The 16,370-nt window shown below is 61.9% G+C and carries 15 protein-coding genes; 6 read left to right on the top strand and 9 right to left on the bottom strand.

Annotation, left to right across the window (positions count from 1 at the left end; translation table 11 throughout):
- The first annotated feature begins 173 nt into the window (after window positions 1–173).
- The 3 genes from GRI34_RS03100 to GRI34_RS03090 all read left to right on the top strand — a co-directional run bounded on the left by GRI34_RS03100 (window position 174) and on the right by GRI34_RS03090 (window position 1,800).
- Window positions 174–896 (top strand): carbonic anhydrase, encoded by a 723-nt coding sequence (locus GRI34_RS03100; protein ID WP_160594689.1) that lies wholly within the window; start codon window positions 174–176, stop codon window positions 894–896.
- A 133-nt stretch (window positions 897–1,029) separates the two neighbouring features.
- Window positions 1,030–1,428 carry a PilZ domain-containing protein gene (locus GRI34_RS03095; RefSeq protein WP_160594688.1) on the top strand — a complete coding sequence of 133 codons (399 nt, stop codon included), beginning with the start codon at window positions 1,030–1,032 and terminating at the stop codon, window positions 1,426–1,428.
- A 54-nt stretch (window positions 1,429–1,482) separates the two neighbouring features.
- The gene (locus tag GRI34_RS03090) at window positions 1,483–1,800 is read left to right on the top strand and encodes a hypothetical protein (protein WP_160594687.1); all 318 of its coding nucleotides are present in this window, start codon (window positions 1,483–1,485) and stop codon (window positions 1,798–1,800) included.
- On the opposite strand, the gene GRI34_RS03085 is transcribed toward GRI34_RS03090, so the two are convergent.
- Both GRI34_RS03085 and GRI34_RS03080 read right to left on the bottom strand, forming a co-directional pair.
- Window positions 1,797–3,386, bottom strand: a complete 1,590-nt coding sequence (locus GRI34_RS03085) for a Y-family DNA polymerase (protein WP_160594686.1) — start codon at window positions 3,384–3,386, stop codon at window positions 1,797–1,799. The two genes, GRI34_RS03090 and GRI34_RS03085, sit on opposite strands and share 4 nt — an antisense overlap.
- Window positions 3,383–4,165 (bottom strand): hypothetical protein, encoded by a 783-nt coding sequence (locus GRI34_RS03080; protein WP_160594685.1) that lies wholly within the window; start codon window positions 4,163–4,165, stop codon window positions 3,383–3,385. The genes GRI34_RS03085 and GRI34_RS03080 overlap by 4 nt, the downstream gene beginning before the upstream one ends.
- Before the next feature lie 147 nt (window positions 4,166–4,312).
- Between GRI34_RS03080 and GRI34_RS03075 the strand changes: the two genes are divergently transcribed.
- A complete protein-coding gene (locus tag GRI34_RS03075) occupies window positions 4,313–4,798 on the top strand; it encodes a pyridoxamine 5'-phosphate oxidase family protein (RefSeq protein WP_160594684.1) in 486 nt (161 codons plus the stop codon).
- 55 nt (window positions 4,799–4,853) lie between these two features.
- Here the strand turns inward: GRI34_RS03075 and GRI34_RS03070 are convergent, their stop codons facing one another.
- Window positions 4,854–6,284: a sodium-dependent transporter gene (locus tag GRI34_RS03070; protein WP_160594683.1), complete on the bottom strand. Its 1,431-nt coding sequence runs from the start codon at window positions 6,282–6,284 to the stop codon at window positions 4,854–4,856.
- Window positions 6,285–6,414: 130 nt separating this feature from the next.
- On the opposite strand from GRI34_RS03070, the gene panB reads away from it, so the two are divergent.
- Together panB and GRI34_RS03060 are read left to right on the top strand one after the other, a co-directional pair.
- Window positions 6,415–7,290: a 3-methyl-2-oxobutanoate hydroxymethyltransferase gene (gene panB / locus GRI34_RS03065; protein WP_160594682.1), complete on the top strand. Its 876-nt coding sequence runs from the start codon at window positions 6,415–6,417 to the stop codon at window positions 7,288–7,290.
- 16 nt (window positions 7,291–7,306) lie between these two features.
- Window positions 7,307–8,380, top strand: a complete 1,074-nt coding sequence (locus GRI34_RS03060; RefSeq protein ID WP_090479938.1) for a DUF475 domain-containing protein — start codon at window positions 7,307–7,309, stop codon at window positions 8,378–8,380.
- On the opposite strand, the gene GRI34_RS03055 is transcribed toward GRI34_RS03060, so the two are convergent.
- From GRI34_RS03055 to GRI34_RS03030, 6 genes are all read right to left on the bottom strand, one after another.
- Window positions 8,307–9,260, bottom strand: a complete 954-nt coding sequence (locus GRI34_RS03055; protein WP_234028247.1) for a bile acid:sodium symporter family protein — start codon at window positions 9,258–9,260, stop codon at window positions 8,307–8,309. The two genes, GRI34_RS03060 and GRI34_RS03055, sit on opposite strands and share 74 nt — an antisense overlap.
- Window positions 9,261–9,348: 88 nt before the next feature.
- On the bottom strand, window positions 9,349–10,977 hold the full coding sequence (locus GRI34_RS03050; protein ID WP_160594680.1) for a tetratricopeptide repeat protein: 1,629 nt from the start codon (window positions 10,975–10,977) through the stop codon (window positions 9,349–9,351).
- Between the two features lie 85 nt (window positions 10,978–11,062).
- A complete protein-coding gene (prsR, locus tag GRI34_RS03045; protein ID WP_160594679.1) occupies window positions 11,063–12,427 on the bottom strand; it encodes a PEP-CTERM-box response regulator transcription factor in 1,365 nt (454 codons plus the stop codon).
- Complete coding sequence (gene prsK / locus GRI34_RS03040) at window positions 12,427–14,532, bottom strand: XrtA/PEP-CTERM system histidine kinase PrsK (protein ID WP_160594678.1); 2,106 nt, start codon at window positions 14,530–14,532, stop codon at window positions 12,427–12,429. Before prsK ends, prsR begins: the two co-directional genes overlap by 1 nt.
- Window positions 14,532–15,920, bottom strand: a complete 1,389-nt coding sequence (locus tag GRI34_RS03035) for a TIGR03013 family XrtA/PEP-CTERM system glycosyltransferase (protein WP_160594677.1) — start codon at window positions 15,918–15,920, stop codon at window positions 14,532–14,534. The genes prsK and GRI34_RS03035 overlap by 1 nt, the downstream gene beginning before the upstream one ends.
- Before the next feature lie 135 nt (window positions 15,921–16,055).
- Window positions 16,056–16,349 carry a hypothetical protein gene (locus tag GRI34_RS03030; protein ID WP_160594676.1) on the bottom strand — a complete coding sequence of 98 codons (294 nt, stop codon included), beginning with the start codon at window positions 16,347–16,349 and terminating at the stop codon, window positions 16,056–16,058.
- Between the last annotated feature and the right edge of the window lie 21 nt (window positions 16,350–16,370).

Genomic DNA, 16,370 nt, shown 5'->3' with positions numbered 1-16,370 from the left:
AGGCGGGAACCTCACCGCAAATCCCGCGTATATTGGCCACGGACCGGGCCCCTCTGGCGTGCAACCGCACGTGATGTCGGTCGTAAGTAACGCTGGCGGCCTGTCACAAAACACAAAGGCATCGTCGGCATACCTACATCAGCGACCTTCTGGTCGACAGTCTGGAGTATGCAATGAAATATCTAGCTTCCCTCGCCCTGATCGGTCTTGCCGCGACACCTCTCGCAGCGCAGGAAAAAGACTGGAATTTCGGTGACGGTGTTTCCCCCGAACGCTGGGCCACCGTGAATGCGGCCTACGCCCTGTGCGATGCGGGCTTGCACCAGTCGCCCATCGATCTCGGCGCAGCCAATGCACGCGGCGATGTGGCGCTGGAAACCAGTTTCGGCGAAACCAGCGGCACGATCGCGCTCGGCACCGAAAAGGTCCAGGTGGACTTTCCCGCCGGCCTCGGAATGAACTCGGGTGGCAAGGAATTCGCCCTGATCCAGGTTCACTTCCACACACCGTCGGAGCATGCGATCAGCGGCAAGCGCTATCCCCTCGTTGCTCACTTCGTCCACGCCACCGAAAGCGGCGAATTGGGCGTCCTCGGCGTCATGTTTGAAGAAGGCGATGCCAACCCCGCGCTTGAGACCATCGTGGCAGGTGTCGGTGCCGGCAAGGGCGCCGCAGTCGAATTCGACGTGAACGACATGGTGCCCGAAGATACCGGCATCTATCGCTACATGGGCTCGCTCACCACGCCGCCGTGCAGCGAAGGCGTGAACTGGCATGTGGCCGACGAAGTGATGACTGCCAGCGCCGAGCAGATCGCGGCAATGGAAGCCAACCTCGGCCCCTCCGCACGATCGATCCAGCCGCTGGGAACGCGCCTCCTCGTCGCACCCGAATAACGGCGAATAACTTCTTGAAACGGGTCGGAAGCTTGCCGCTTTCGGCCCGTTTCCTAATGGCGCGGTAATCCTGTCGGGAAGCGCGACATTTACCCTTTGCAACGCACAAGGCGGAACCAAGGGGAGAAAATGTGTGGGGCTATTCCGCAGGAAGCAAGCCATAGCGCCGCAGGAACGGCGAGCGACGGCCCGCTATGCCGTCGATTGTCCCGCCACGCTCAAGATGCTGGGCGGTGATCGGGTCGGGCGCCTGTCCGACCTTTCCGACGCCGGGGCTCGGCTGGAAACCAGCAACCCACCTGCTGAAGGCGTGTCGGGCCTGCTCTCGTGGAACGGGCACGAACATTTCGGCAAGATCGTCTGGGCGAACGACAAGAGCTGCGGCATCATTTTCGAACGTCCGGTTCCCATGCACGTCGTCGAAGAGACCGTCGAACAGGTTGAAGTCCAGACCGGTCCCGTGGCCAATTTCGGCAAGATACCGCTCGGCCAGAAGCGCTCGCGCAGGGCGTCGCTGGTGTCGGACGCCTGACGGTTCAGGCAGGCGAAAGCGCCTGGCAGTAGAAGGTGCGCATAGGAGATTTTCATGCGTGCTGCCCTGTACCTGTCCGGCCTGGCCCTGCTGGCTTCGCCATCCTTCGCACAAGACGCTGACACCGCGGGCGAGGATGACGGCCGCGAAGTGCGCAAGTGCATCGCGCCGCAGGCGGTCGTGCCGACCTTCAACAACACACCCGAGGCGATGGAACAGTCCCGCATTGCAGCGACGATCGTGGCGGGTGAACAGGTCTGCAGGACCAGCGCGCTCACCCCTGAGCTTTCAGAGCTCCAGCACGGACCTGAAGAGGCCGTGGTCCCGGATGAGGAAGAAGCTGGCGAAGAAGCCGCAGCCGAGCCCGCCTAGGCGCACAATCCCTGCAGATACCAGTCGGGTGCACCGCCGCGCCCGTCCCCCACGATGCCGAGCCGGTAGATCCAGTACCGGCGGCCGCGGTCGTCCTCGATCCGGTAATAGTCCCGCAGTCGCGTGCTGCTGCGTTCGCGCCACCATTCCGGCGCGATCCGTTCGGGCCCTTCGACGCGCGTGACCTCATGCACGCCGCCCCGCCAGCGAAAGCGCTTGGGATAGCCGTCGGGCGTTGCATAGAGCACCGAAATCCTTTCCGGCTTGTCGAGCAATTTCAACGGCCTCTTATGGAAAGCCAATTCTCCTTGTGAAGCAGGTTCCGGATCCAGCGGGGGCTGCCAGCGCTGCGCGCGTTCGGGAATATGGCTGGCAAAGGCAACGGGACGGCTGACCGCCCTCGTCCCCAGCCGTACGGTTAGCCGGTCGATGCAGGCAGACAGCGATGTACCATGCGTTTCGGCCGCCGCCTCGATATCGCCCTGCTCCAGCGCCAACGGTTCCGCCCAGCTGGCGCGCAGGCGCAGCATCTCGATCCCGAAACCCGCATCGACATCGTCCAGCCGCGCGGCGAAGAGGCGGCATATATGCGCCGCTTCGCGCGTGGCAGAGGCCATTTCCAGGCGGCGCACGACGACTTCGCCATCGACACGCCACAGCCCCAGTTCGAGCCGCCTTGCCCCTTCGCCTCGTCCTTCCAGTTCGCGCGCCATGTCCTGCGCGAGGTCTTCGACGACCTTGTCCAGCAGCTGGCGGTGGCGGATCGGCTCCATCAGGCGGCGCTGGACCAGGGGCATGTGCTGCGGGACCACGGGCAGCAAGGGCTCCGGCACCCGGCCGAGGATCTGGTCGAGACGGATAAGCGGGTTGGCGGCAGGCGACTTGCGGTTGCGAAAGCGGCGCTGGATGGCATCGCGCCCGCTGCCTCCGCTCTCGATGCCGGTGAGGTCACCCAGCCGCTTGAGGCCGAGCCGCCGCAGGACCGTGAGCACATCGTCGTCGAGCCGTAGCGCTGCGACAGGCAGGTCCGCCAGCCGGGCCTCGAAATCGCCCTGCCCCTCAAGGATCGCGCCTTGCGGGCCGAAGTGCGACAGCGCCCAGGCCGCACCTGCTGTGGGGGCGATGGCACAGCGCAGGCCAAGCTCGCGCCGCGCGAATGCCGCCTCGACATCGGCGACCAGCTTCTCCTCGCCGCCGAACAGGTGCGGGACGGCGGTAACGTCGACCAGCAGGCCGTCGGGCGCATCCATGGCGGACCACGGCCCCCAACGCCGCGCCCAGATCGCCAGTTTCTCAAGAAAGGCGAGATCGCCTGCCGGATCGCTCGGCGCGGTGACGATGTCGGGGCACAGGGTCCGCGCGTCGGCCAGCATCATGCCGCGCCGGGCGCCTGCCACCATGCCTGCGCGGTTCGCCGCCTCGATGCGCGGTCCGTGCGCGGTATCGGCGATCAGGACCAGCGGCCGGCTGTCGAGCGAGCGGCGGTCCTCGTCCCCGGCGTTTCGCCAGCGATCCATGGCCATAGCGGGCAGCCAGATCGAGAGGATGCGGCGGGAAGATACGGCATCCGGCGTATTCGCGCTCATCGGGCACGGGGCGAGCGGCGATGCTGCAACCCGGCCGTCCAGCCCGCCACCGCGCGATCGGTGTCTTCACGCGCCTTGCTGGCGGTTAGCGAAGTTTCTCCGCCACTCAGCGTCCATGTGCCCGGGGCATGGGAACGCGCGCGGAAAAGCTCCGCCTTCCAAGCCGGATCGCCGGGAGCCTGCGCATTCCATTCAGGCGCAGAAGACGGCGCGCTGGCCACTTCCCAGCGCATCCGGGCAGACGACAGGTCGTGCGCGGCGTCGATCCGTACGAGGAACAGCGGGATGCCGTGCCTCTCGCTCGTCAGCGTCAAGCGGCGCGAGGCGGTGAAATCGAGCGCCTTGGCATTGCCAGCCATCTCGCCGATCACGAATGCGAAATCGCGACAGCGCAGCCCTTCCTCGAGAGCGAAGAGCGCATCCTCGGCCTTCTCGGCCAGCACATGGACGAGCCGCGATTGCAGGCTTTGCGGAAGGCCGGCGCGATAGGGGCGCCCGCTCAGGCGCGCCGCATCGCGGGCTTGCACCCACAGCACGTTGCGCCGGTCGTCTGCTTCGCTGCCATCGCCACGCGGCAGGTGCCGCAAATCGTCGAGCGCCAATGCCAGCGCCACCCCTGCCCCCGCCGCGTCGCCCGAAGCGGTGAACACTTCGGTGTGGTGAGCCGCACCCTGCACTGCGGCAAGCCCCGAACGCCAGCGCACGCTGCGCCGTGCGGACAGCGCGGCAACGTCTTCGAAGGCCGTTATCGGCAGGGAGGAAAGATCGGCATGGGACATGAGAGAATCGACTCGCTTGTTCTTATTATGTTCCAATATCGCCGATTGCGCAATTCATCCCTTCACGGCTTCGCTCCGACGCGCCTCGTGGAACGCAGGACCTCCCCCAAGCGTAGAATAGGCAAACGCAAACACGAGAGGTCACTCATGAAATATTCCGAAGGCAATCCCGACGCGCTCAAGAAGAAGTTCTGGCTCGCCATGTCCGATTCGCCGTTCGTCTTCCTCGAACTCGACGGTCGCTCCGACACTGCGGTGCCGATGACCGCCCAGCTCGACAAGGACGCCAACAGCTCGATCTGGTTCTTCACCCAGAAGAACTCGACCTTCGCCCAGCTCGGCAAGGTCACGGCAAGCTTCGCCGGCAAGGACCACGACATGTTCGCCCGTTTCGACGGCACGCTCTCGGTCGAAACCAGCAAGGAACGCTTCGACCACTTCTGGAACAACTTCGTCGAAGCCTGGTACGATGGCGGCAAGGACGATCCCGACATCCTGTTCCTGCGCATGGATCTCGGCGATGCCGAAATCTGGAGCGGCGACCTTGGTCTTCTCAACACCGCCAAGATGGCGCTGGGAATGAACGTCCATGACGAGGCGGAAGAACGCCACGTGGACAAGGTCGACCTCTAAGTCGGACGATATCGAAAACGTAGAAGGGCCGCCCGCAAAGGCGGCCCTTTTTGCGTCAGGACCCCAGGATACTGGGGAACAGGCCGGTTACGAGGATAACCGTCACTGCAAGCGGGCACAGCCAGGCAAGCAGGAAGCGCCAGATATTGAACGCCAGCGGCGAAAGGCCAGTGGTGGTACGCAGCAGATTAGTGTCCGCCTTCCAGCCGATGAAGAGCGAGGTCAGCAAGGCGCCGACCGGCAGCATCACCTTGCCGGTAAACCCGTCAACCGTATCGAGGATGTCGGTATTCTCGAACAGCGACCAGAAACCGAGCGGGCGGACATCCGACAACACGTTGTAGCCGAGCAGGCACAGGATACCGATCAGGAATGCGCCAATGCCGAAGATCAGCGCCGACTTCGTCCGGCTCCATCCACGCTCGCCGATGCCCCATGCGGTCGGCACCTCGAGCAGAGAGATCGAGCTCGTCACTGCCGCCACGAGGATCAGGACGAAGAACAGGAACCCGAACAGCGCACCACCCGGCATCGTCTGGAATGCGAAGGGCAGCGTCTGGAAAACAAGCGTCGGACCAGCTGCAGGATCGAGGCCGACTGCAAAGACGATCGGGAAGATCATCAGACCGGCCAGAAGCGCCACGCTGGTGTCGGCGACCGCAATCATCGCCGCGGTACTGCCCAGATTACTCTTTTCCTTGATGTAGGAACCGTAAGTGATCAGACCTGCGACACCCAGGGATAGCGAGAAGAGAGCCTGCCCCAGTGCGCTATTCATCACCTGCGGGGTCAGTTTCGACCAATCGGGGGTAAACAGGAACGCCATGGCATCGCCGATTTCGCCCTCGATCGCGCCATAGATCACGAGACCCACCAGCAACACGAAGAACATTGGCATCAGGTAGGTCGCCGCCTTCTCGATTCCCGAGCTGACGCCGCGTGCGACGATGTAGAGGGTCAGGCCCATGAAGGCGAAATGCATGGCAAGAAGCAGGCTCGGGCTGGCGAACATATCGCCGAGACGCTGCTGGATCTGCTCCTGGCTTTCGCCCGCCAGCGCACCGCGGAACGGTTCACCCGCGCCGATAGCCTGGATGAGGTCGAGGCCCATGACGCCCGCGTAATAGAGCACCCACCCGGCCACGACCGAGTAGAACGAAACGATGAGGAAAGCCGCAATCGCGCCCACACCGCCGAAGATCGACCAGCTCGGCGAAGCTTTCGATTCCTGCGAAACCTTGCGGATCGAACCGACGGCATCGGTCTGGCCGACGCGTCCGATGAAGATTTCAGCCAGAACCAGCGGCAGACCGAGCAGGAAAACGCAGGCGATATAGAATATGACGAAGGCTCCGCCCCCGCTTTCGCCGGCTAGCGTCGGGAAACGCCAGATATTGCCGAGACCGACGGCCGCACCCACGGCTGCCAGAATGAATGCGCTGCGCGAGGACCAACCCTCGCCCGTAGTTTGCGAAGTAGCGACCATGTGTCGTTAGATTCCCTTGTGTCCAGCGGCGCTCTCCCGTGCCGCTCCTCGGGGTGGGCTTAAAGCACGGAAACCTGTCGCTGTCCAAGCGTTGCTTTGCCTTCTTCCCAGCACTTGCTACGGGACGCATATGTCGACCACTTTCCAGCTCGATACGAGCACCAGCCGCGCGAACCCTACCCCGCAGCCGATGAAAAGGCTCACGGTGCCGAAGATTCGCGCGCACAAGGCCGACGGCGAAACCAAGCAGCCGCTGGTCATGCTGACGGCTTACACGGCCCGTCAGGCGCAATTGCTCGATGCGCATTGCGACATCCTACTGGTGGGAGATTCGCTGGCGCAGGTGATCTACGGCCTGCCGTCCACCATTCCCGTTACGCTCGACATGATGGCCAACCATGCCGCAGCGGTCGTTCGCGGCAGCTATCACGCAGTGGTCGTCGTCGACATGCCGTTCGGATCCTACGAAGCCTCGAAGGAACAGGCATTCGAAAGCGCCTCTCGCCTGCTCAAGGAAAGCGGTGCGGCAGCGGTGAAGCTGGAAGGAGGGGAGCAGATGGCGGAAACGGTCGCATTCCTGAACCAGCGCGGCATTCCCGTAATGGGACATGTCGGCCTGACCCCGCAGGCGGTCAACGTCCTTGGCGGCTACATGGCCCGCGGACGCGACGATGCGGAGGCGAAGAAGATCGTCGGAGACGCCAAGGCGCTGGATGAGGCTGGCGCATTCGCCATCGTTCTAGAGGGCGTGCTTGAACCCATCGCCATCGAGGCCACCAAGGCAGTCTCCTGCCCCACCATCGGGATCGGCGCCTCGGCGCAGTGCGATGGACAGGTGCTGGTAACCGAAGACATGCTCGGCATGTTCGAGCGCGTCCCGCGCTTCGTGAAAAAATACGAAAATATCGCTGAAGTGATCGACCGCACGGTCGCACAATATGCAGAGGAAGTGCGCGAACGCAGCTTCCCCTCAGCAGATCAGACTTACCAGCCCAAGAAGGGCTAAGGACCTCAAAAAATCGATGGAAACGCTCCGCAAGTACTACACATTCTCGCTCGTCTTCACGGCGATCTGTTTCGCTCTCGCGGGCTGGTACGGATGGACCAGCACGGGCTCGATCTCCGCGACCCTCGGCATCCTGTGGATCGTGCTCGTCCTGTCGATACTGGAGGTATCGCTCAGTTTCGATAACGCGGTCGTGAACGCCACCGTCCTGCGCGATATGGACCCGGTCTGGCAGCAGCGCTTCCTGACCATCGGCATATTGATCGCCGTCTTCGGCATGCGGATCGTCTTTCCGATCGCGATTGTGGCAATTGCGGCCAAGATCGGCCCCATGGAGGCGATCAACCTGTCGTTGAACGATCCGAAGGAATACGAACGACTGGTCTCCGATGCCCATATCGGCATTGCTGGTTTCGGCGGCGCATTCCTTGCCATGGTCGGGCTGACCTTCTTCTTCGAAGAGGACAAGGAGATCCACTGGATCGCGGTGCTGGAGCGTACGATCAACAAATTCTCCAACGTGCCCGCAGTGGAGATCGGCCTCGTCCTCATCCTCGTCTATTTCGTCTCCACTATGCTGGCACCGGACGATGCGATCGTGTTCCTGACTGCGGCGATCCTCGGCCTCGTCACCTTTATCGCAGTCCACGCCATTGCCGCCATCATCGAGGCACGCGAAGCCCGCAAGAAAGCCGCTGGCGAGATCGTGAAATCGGGCCTTGGCGGATTCCTCTACCTCGAAGTGCTGGACGCCAGTTTCAGCTTCGATGGAGTGATCGGCGCATTCGCCCTCTCGAACAACATGATCATCATTGCGCTCGGCCTGTCGGTCGGTGCGATGTTCGTGCGTTCGATGACGATCCATCTCGTGCGCACGGGTACGCTGGCCCAGTACCGCTACCTCGAACACGGCGCCTTCTGGGCCATCATCGTGCTCGGCATCATCATGCTGCTGTCAGCGCGCTGGCATATTCCGGAGACGATCACGGGCCTGCTTGGCGCAGTGCTGATCGGGCTCAGCTTCTGGTGGTCGGTGCGTCATAACCGGAAGCATCCGGGCGAAGAGCGGACCGAGCTGCCAGCCGAGTAGCGAGCGGCGCGGCCAGCACTAGCTGGAAGAAATGGTAGAGCAGCAGCGGCAGGACGATAAAGCCTGCTGCTGCCGGCTCGAACAGGACGGTTGCAAGCGGCGCTCCGATCGCTGCGGATTTCTGCGCACCTGCGAAAAGAAAAGCAATCCGGTCCTGGCGCGCCAGAGACAGCGCTGCGGACGCAAGCCAGGCTCCGGCATGAGCGACCACTAGGAAAATCGCTACGAGAGCGAGAGTGGCTGCCCATTCTGCCGCGTCGATCCTTTCCCAGATGCCCTGTTCGACTGCGCCCGAGAAAGCGACGTAAACAGCAAAGGCGATAACAAGCCGGTCGAGCCAGACGATCCGTGCCTTCTGCCGCGCGATGAAGGTCGCGGTCCGGCGCTGCAAGATTTGGCCGATTGCGAAGGGCAGGATCAGGATTAGGATGATCTTTATCAGCGCATCGCTCCCCACCATCCCCTCTCCGCTGCCGCCAAGTGCCAGGAAAATCGGGACGGAAATGAACACGCCGAGGATACTCATGGAAGCCGCAGCAATCACCGAGAGAGCCACGTTTCCCTGTGCAAGCGAGCTGTAGGAGGTGGACGATTGCACAGTCGTGGGCAGGACCCCAAGGTAGAGAAAACCGATCGCCACCAACGGAGGTACGATCGCTTGGCCTCCATGGGATAACCCAAGTCCGACGAGTGCCATCGCGCCGAACATCCACAAGGCCAGCGGCAGGAAGAAGCGCCAGTTTGCGATGCCAGAAGCTATCTCTGCGCGCGGAATACGCATCCCGTTGGCGAGGAAGAGCGCGAAAATGCCGGCGTTTGCGGTCATCTGGGCGACACCGCGCCAATATCCTGTCGCAGGCAAAAGCGCTGCAAGCACCATTGCCAAGAGCAAGAGCCGTAACATCGGATCCCTGGTGATCGCGCGAATTGCCATTGCCTGTCGCACTGCCGCGCCGCGGCAATCCTGTCTAGTTCCCAGCTAGCGCTTGCAGCTTGGCGGCCAGCTCCGAGCGCAATTGGAGGTCCTCTTCCGGCAGCGCCGAAAGCAGCGCCGCAATCGCCGGCTGGCTCATCCGCTGCGTTTCGTAGGCTTCGATTGCCCAATCCAACTGATCGACCCCATCGCCCTCGCCCAATTCCCGCGCAGCCACGCTACGCGCGGCAAGGACCCATGGGACATCCCGCATCCCGTTCTCCATCGCGCGATCGAGCGAGGCCGCCGCCTCACGCCATTGACCGGCCGCTGCGTAGCCATCGGCAGCCATTGCCGCGGCCTCTCCATTAAGCGGGTTTGCTGCGGCATATTCGGCGACGAGCCGCGCTGCCTCGGAGCGGTCGAGAATAGCAGCCATTCGAAGCAGGAGAGGCCAGCTGCGGCGCATTTGCGCGGCGCGCTGATATGCCTTGCGCGCCTCAACCGGATCGGAACGCATCAGAAGCGCATCTCCCAAAAGCGATGCAGCGTCGACCGATTGCGGGTACTCTTCCGAAAAACGCCGTGCCTCCTGGATTGCCCGATCGACATTGCCTGCCGACAAGGCTGCGCGAATGCTGTTGCGCGTCGCGAAAGCACCTTTCCCTGCTGCTCTTGCGTCGTCTCCGTCGATCAGGCTGAGCGCCGACTGATCCGAGGCCGCAAGGTCGAGAAATTCGGCCGCTTCCTCACGGTTGTCCTGCGCCTCGAACGCGCGCCCGACCAGCGTGCGTAGCCAAGGCGAGCCATGCGGGCCGCGCGCTTCGTCGGCGAAACGGAAGATCAGCTCCTCTTGGTTGCCGTTGCGAGACAGAACATAGGCAAGCAAGTCGCGAACCCGGCGATTTGCAGGTTGCTGGCGAGCGAGTTGGTCCAGAGTTTGAGCTGCACTTTCGAGATTGCCCAGCTCCACATCGATAATAGCCGAGAGCAGCCGTGCAGCGGCGGTTTCCCGATCTTCCTTGGCAGTCAGCTCAAGTGCTTCACGGGCCGCGAAAAACTTCGATGTGCGCGCCAATGCGACTGCCCTGAGGTACGGGTCATCGGTCTGCGATAGGATGGCCTGAGCCTCTTCGAACTCGCCCGCGTCGAGAAGGGTGGCGGCATATTCGAGCCTCAAGTCAGGAACGTCACCGGCACTCTTGATTGCCGAGGCGAACCAATCGACCGCAGGCAGAATGCCCTCGATGTCACGTGCGAGCTGCCCACGAAAGCGCAAGGCCTCAGCGTCGTCCGGGCCCAATTCGACTGCTCGGCCAGCAGCTTCGATAGCGGCGAGATGATTTCCGAGGCGGTAGCGAAGCCGACCGATTGCCACCCAAACGCGCGGATCGTCGGGGGCCGCTTCCCGCGCCTTGGCCAGAGCTTGGGCACTTGCATCGAGATTATCCTCACGCATCTCAAGTTCGGCCAGCAACCTGTATCCCAGGGGTGCGCTGCGGTCGTCAAAATCGCCTTCGGCCAGCCATTTGCGGGCCTCGACCAGATCGCCGCGCAGCAGGGTTGCCTCCCCCGCGAATGCAGAGAATGAGCCGCGTTCCACCTTGTTTTCAACCAAGCGGTCGATGGTGAGCTCTGCAGCGGCGGCATCTCCGCGGGCAATCTGCGTTCGCAGCTGTTGCAAATCATTGGCGGGCGTCGCCTCGCCCGCACATGAGGCAAGGATGGCAGACGCCGCCGTCAGCCCCAGGACAAGGCGCAACGGAAAGCTACGCCTGAAGGTCATACTGCTTGAGAAGGTCGTAAAGCGTGGGACGGCTGATCCCGAGAATTTTGGCGCTATTGGAAATGTTGCCCTGCGTTCTTGCCAGCGCCTTTCGGATCATTCTCCGGTCGGCTTCCTCGCGCGCCTGCTTCAGGTTCAGCGCCAGCTCGCCGTCCTCTTCGTCGGCATCCATGTCCAGGTCTTCGGCGCTTACCAATTTGCCATCGGCCATGATGACCGCGCGTTTCACACGGTTCTCAAGCTCGCGCACATTCCCCGGCCATCCCCAACTGTCGATCGCTGCCAGCGCGTCGGGCGTAAAGCCCTTGACCCGCGAGTTCATCTCGCCCGCGAATTTCGCGAGGAAATGCTTGGCCAGAAGCACAGCGTCACCGGGGCGTTCGGTCAGCGAGGGGATTTTGACGACGATCTCGGCCAAACGGTAGAACAGGTCTTCGCGAAAACTGCCCTCGGCGATCATGGCTTCCAGGTTCTGGTGCGTCGCGCAAACGATCCTTGTATCCACCGAGATTGCCTTGCGTCCGCCGATCCGCTCGATGACACGCTCTTGCAGGAAGCGCAGCAGTTTGACCTGCAGCGGAAGCGGGATATCGCCGACTTCATCGAGGAATAATGTGCCGCCATCGGCGAGCTCGATCTTGCCTTCGTTCGTCTTCACCGCGCCGGTAAAGGCGCCTTTCTCGTGTCCGAAAAGCTCGCTCTCCAACAGGTTTTCCGGAATAGCAGCGCAATTGATGGCGATAAATGCGCCGTGCTTGCGGTCGCTGGACTCATGTAGGCCTTTTGCAAGCAATTCCTTGCCCGTCCCGCTGGCACCCAGCAACATGACCGATACATTCGTCGGCGCGACCCGCTCGATCGTACGGGCGACCTTGGCCATTTCGGGCGCCGCCGTGATCATGGAGCCGAGCACTGTCTTCTCTTCGCCCACTTTTTCGGCGAGGCGGCGGTTTTCTGCCTCGATCGTATGTAGCCGATGGGCGCGATCCACAATCATGCCCAGCTGTTCGATGTCGACGGGCTTCTGGTAGAAATCATAGGCCCCGCGCTCGATGGCCTGCAGTGCGCTCTCGCGTGCGCCATGGCCACTGGCCACGACAACCTTGGTATCAGGCTTCATTTCCATGATCGCGTCGAGCACGGCAAAGCCTTCACTCGTACCGTCGGGATCCGGCGGCAGGCCCAGGTCAAGCGTAACGACTGAAGGCTCTTCCGAGCGCAGCAATGCGAGCGCCTGGTCGCGGTTGCCGGCGATCAGAACTTCATAGTCTTCGTAAGCCCATTTGAGCTGGGCTTGGAGACCCTCGTCGTCTTCCACCACCAAGAGCTTGCGTTTGTCCTCGGCCATCAGACCGTCTCCTCGATTAGATCTTTCGGGCCGGAGTAAATGGCCTTGGCAGAGCGCAATGGCAGGCTGACAGCGAAGCGCGTACCAAGCCCCTCACGCGATTCCACGTCGAGGCGTCCATCCATCGCCCGGATGATTTCACGCGCTTCATACGCGCCAATGCCGAAGCCACCCTCCTTCGACGACACAAACGGTTTGAACAGACCATTGCGAACGAAAGCCGGGCTCATGCCCTTGCCGTTGTCGATGACCTGGCATTGACCGCTGATACCGTTACTGAAGGTTTCGATCATGACAGGAATGTCCGGGTCGCTGGCATCGATCGCGTTCTGGACGAGGTGTACAAGGGCCTGCTCCAGCCCTTCCCGATCGCCCACCACTTCGACAGCTTCGCACCGCGCCAGTCTGACCGGGTGGCTGCCTTCGAAGCGGGCCGCAACCTCGCGCGAGATTTCCGCGAGGTCGAACTGCTGCATTTCTTCGCGGGCACCGGTGCCGTATCTTCCCAGCCGGGCAAGCAAGAGATTGAGCTTGTCCGCGCTGTTCTTGAGCGTGACCAGCATGTCCTTGCGAAATTCGGGTTTGTCGGCGTGCTTCTCGGCATTCCGGAGAAGCAGCGACATCTGGCTCGACAGGTTCTTTATGTCGTGCATGACAAACGCCATGCGACGATTGAATTCATCGAAGCGGCTGGCTTCGGACAGCGCTGCCTGGCCGCTCTGCTCGGCGAGATAACTGGCCAACTGGCGGCCAACGATGCTCAGAAGGTCGAAATCTTCCCAGTCCAATTCGCGCTCGATCGCGGGCCGGGCAAGGATGACTACGCCTACGAGCCGATCGAAGTGAAGCAGGGGCACGGCCGCCCAGGCGCGCAGTTCCTCGAAAGACCAGTCGGGCATATTGGCCAGTTCCCCGTGATGATCCTTGCCCGCCCTGACTTCGTCGAAATCGATTATCAGACCTTCTCGCTCCAAAATCGCCGCGAGGTCCGGATCCATGGCGTTTGCCGGTAGATCCGCACCCGGCCAATTCCATTGTGCACCGAGAGCAAGCGCGCCGTCATCTTCCGGCAACAGCAGCAGCCCGCACGGACTATCGGTAATATCCGCGAGCGCCTTGATCGCGCGCTCCTGCAGGGTCGTTTCATCAAATCCGGTGCGACCGATGGTATTGGTGAAACGAATCCATTCGTTGCGGTAGTCATAGCGGTGCTTGAAGAGATGCTTGACCGCGGTCACCCGCAACCAGCCGCGCACGCGCTGGGAAGGAAGCCAGATCAGCGCCAGAGCCCCTGCCGCCAGGATCAGCCCGACCTGCGTGAGCGCGCGGATATCGCCGCGCAGCATGTCGAGTGAGTTCGCTAGCAACAGCATGAGCATGAAATACCCGCCGATGACCAGCAGCGAGAGCGAGCGGAAGGTTAGCGTCCGGGACGGGCGAAACTCGAGGCCGGCCGCATTCGAATTGAAGCCGACAGCGAACGGCACGGCGATGATTGCTGCAGCCAGACCGCGAATGGCCTGCAGTTCCACCGGGACCTCTCCGGTGAGGTAGCTTAACGTATAGAAATTGAGCGAGAACGCCCACATCCCCGCCAGAGCAGCAGCGTTCCAGCGCAAGATGCGCCGCGAAGAGAGCGCAGCGCCGACATACAGGTTATGCAGGAGCACGAGAGCACCGACCACCGTCAGCGCTCTCAGGATTGCGGAAGTTTCGAATATAAGCGTCGCGGCGCTCGGAGCGTTCGCGTTGCGCAAGGCGAGCATGACAAGGACGATCTGGAAGGATTCCACGAGCGCCAAGACAATCGCTGCCGGTCGCACGAGCCGCAAGGTCTCATCGCGCCCGTCGTTTGCGAAGAGCCGCAGCAACACGTAAATCCAGGCCAGGTTCTTTGCGACTTCGGTCAATGCGACGATCGGCTGCTCCGCCCCGAAACTGGCGGCGGCAAAGCACCAGTTTGCCGTCAGGGCCAAGGCGGCCACTGCAGCCCAGCGATCGGAACGCTCGGCCGCGCCGGAACGCGCGATCCACAGGGCCGCAAGCCCGCTTACCAGAGCGCCAAGCAGGAAGCTGACCGAGCCGATGTTTGCCAGCCACGTCATCAGCGCGCGCCCTCCGGCCACAGGATGACCCGAGCTGTTTGCAGCAGGATCAGCAGATCGAGAAATGGCGAGTAGTTCTTCGCGTAATAGAGGTCGTATTCCAGCTTGCCACGGGCGTCGTCGATGCTGGCGCCATAGGGATAATTGATCTGCGCCCATCCGGTGATGCCCGGTTTGACCATGTGCCTTTCGGCATAGAACGGAAGTTTTTCATCGAGTTCGGCCACGAATTGCGGACGCTCCGGACGCGGGCCGACGAAGCTCATTTCGCCCTTCAGCACGCTCCACAACTGGGGCAATTCATCGATCCGCACCATGCGGATGAAACGGCCCACCCGGGTTATACGCGGATCGTCTTTTTCCGCCCACTTTATCCCATCCGCCTCGGCATCCTGACGCATGGAGCGCAGCTTGGGTATCTGGAAGGTCTGGCCGTAGAGGCCGACACGCTCTTGCCGGTAGAACGCAGACCCCTTGCTTTCCAGCTTCACGAAGATTGCAAACAGGACGATCAACGGCAGCGTCAGCAGCAAGACCGCAAGGCTCACCACGATATCGAATATCCGCTTCGCTACGGCCGATATCCGCTGCCCGGCAATGAAACCGTCGGAAAAGATCAGCCAGCTCGGATTGAGTGTATCGAGATCCAGCTTGCCTGTTTCGCGTTCAAGAAATCCGGAGAGATCGCTGACATCGACGCCATTGGTCTTCACGCGCACCAAGTCCTTGAGTGGCAAGGCATTACGTCTTTCCTGCATAGCCAGAACGACTTCCTGCGCACCGATACGCTGCACATATTTTCCGAGGTCGCCGATTTCGTCGCGTTCTACTGCTCCTTCTATGCGTTCGGATGCGCCCTTGCCCATCGCGACGAATGCCAGGACACGAAAACCGCTGTCCGGTCGATGCGATAAATCAAGTAACTTGCGAGCTCTCGGCCCAGCACCGAGGACCAGAATTCTCCGGCGGAAAGTCTGGGCATCGACCACACGTGTCGCGACAATGCGATTCACGACCAACAAGGCGAGACCGATCGCCATCGCGTAAAGCAGGATGGAACGCCAAAGTGCCGTGCCGGGCAGGACGAGATTTACAAAGGAAATCGTGAGCATGCCGAGACCCAAGGCCACAAACAGCCGAGCCGTGGCGAAGCGGATCGAGCGCAAGGCAAGCGGCGTGTATGTTCCGACGGCAATAGCGGCAAGCCAGACGATCAGGGCGAAACCGACAATCGCAACCGCTCTGTCCGCGAAAGACCCAGGATCGATGGAAAGCTGGAAAGTCCGCAGCCTCCAGCCCGCCTCGCCTGCCAGACCAAGCATGAGCAGGTCGAACAGGCATAGCAGCATCACCTCAATGGGGATGTAGTGCTTGAAGACTCTGATCATGGCAGGCGGCGATATCCCGAAGGTTGGTTAAACCTTTCCTTACCATGCCATTGGTGAACTGTCGGTAAACTTTACAGCAAACAAAACGGCGCGCCGAATTACCGGGACGCCGCCGTGTTTCAGTTGTCAATTTGGTCAGTTGTTGACGGCGTCGCCCACGGCTTCGCCGGCTTCTTGTGCAGCGTCTCCAACTTGTCCGGCTGCCTCGCCGACCTGGTTGGCAGCATCCGTGATCGCTTCGTCCTTGGCGACTTCCGCTCCGCCCATCTGCGTGAAAACGACGATTGCTGCGATTGCGGCAATCAGGAGAATGATAGCCATAACCCAGCCAAAGCCGCCGCCGCGACGCGGTAGGTCAGTGACGACCGTGTGAGTGGTATGCGTGTTGCCGTCGGGCGTGCGCGTTTCGGTAATACGTTCTTCTGCCATGGAAAAATCCTTTCCCATCCA

The sequence above is a fragment of the Qipengyuania aquimaris genome (assembly GCF_009827445.1).
In the GTDB taxonomy this organism is placed as follows: Bacteria; Pseudomonadota; Alphaproteobacteria; order Sphingomonadales; family Sphingomonadaceae; genus Qipengyuania; species Qipengyuania aquimaris.
Note: the sequence above shows the minus strand (reverse complement) of the source record. Positions and strands in the feature narration are given on the sequence as shown.

What these genes read in the sequence shown, in the direction of transcription:
- GRI34_RS03100 (WP_160594689.1), top strand. Translation starts at nt 174, where the DNA reads ATGAAATATCTAGCTTCCCTCGCCCTGATCGGTCTTGCCGCGACACCT.
- GRI34_RS03090 (WP_160594687.1), top strand. Translation starts at nt 1,483, where the DNA reads ATGCGTGCTGCCCTGTACCTGTCCGGCCTGGCCCTGCTGGCTTCGCCA.
- GRI34_RS03085 (WP_160594686.1), bottom strand. Translation starts at nt 3,386, where the DNA reads ATGAGCGCGAATACGCCGGATGCCGTATCTTCCCGCCGCATCCTCTCG.
- GRI34_RS03080 (WP_160594685.1), bottom strand. Translation starts at nt 4,165, where the DNA reads ATGTCCCATGCCGATCTTTCCTCCCTGCCGATAACGGCCTTCGAAGAC.
- GRI34_RS03075 (WP_160594684.1), top strand. Translation starts at nt 4,313, where the DNA reads ATGAAATATTCCGAAGGCAATCCCGACGCGCTCAAGAAGAAGTTCTGG.
- GRI34_RS03070 (WP_160594683.1), bottom strand. Translation starts at nt 6,284, where the DNA reads ATGGTCGCTACTTCGCAAACTACGGGCGAGGGTTGGTCCTCGCGCAGC.
- panB (WP_160594682.1), top strand. Translation starts at nt 6,415, where the DNA reads ATGTCGACCACTTTCCAGCTCGATACGAGCACCAGCCGCGCGAACCCT.
- GRI34_RS03060 (WP_090479938.1), top strand. Translation starts at nt 7,307, where the DNA reads ATGGAAACGCTCCGCAAGTACTACACATTCTCGCTCGTCTTCACGGCG.
- GRI34_RS03055 (WP_234028247.1), bottom strand. Translation starts at nt 9,260, where the DNA reads ATGGTGCTTGCAGCGCTTTTGCCTGCGACAGGATATTGGCGCGGTGTC.
- prsR (WP_160594679.1), bottom strand. Translation starts at nt 12,427, where the DNA reads ATGGCCGAGGACAAACGCAAGCTCTTGGTGGTGGAAGACGACGAGGGT.
- prsK (WP_160594678.1), bottom strand. Translation starts at nt 14,532, where the DNA reads ATGACGTGGCTGGCAAACATCGGCTCGGTCAGCTTCCTGCTTGGCGCT.
- GRI34_RS03035 (WP_160594677.1), bottom strand. Translation starts at nt 15,920, where the DNA reads ATGATCAGAGTCTTCAAGCACTACATCCCCATTGAGGTGATGCTGCTA.
- GRI34_RS03030 (WP_160594676.1), bottom strand. Translation starts at nt 16,349, where the DNA reads ATGGCAGAAGAACGTATTACCGAAACGCGCACGCCCGACGGCAACACG.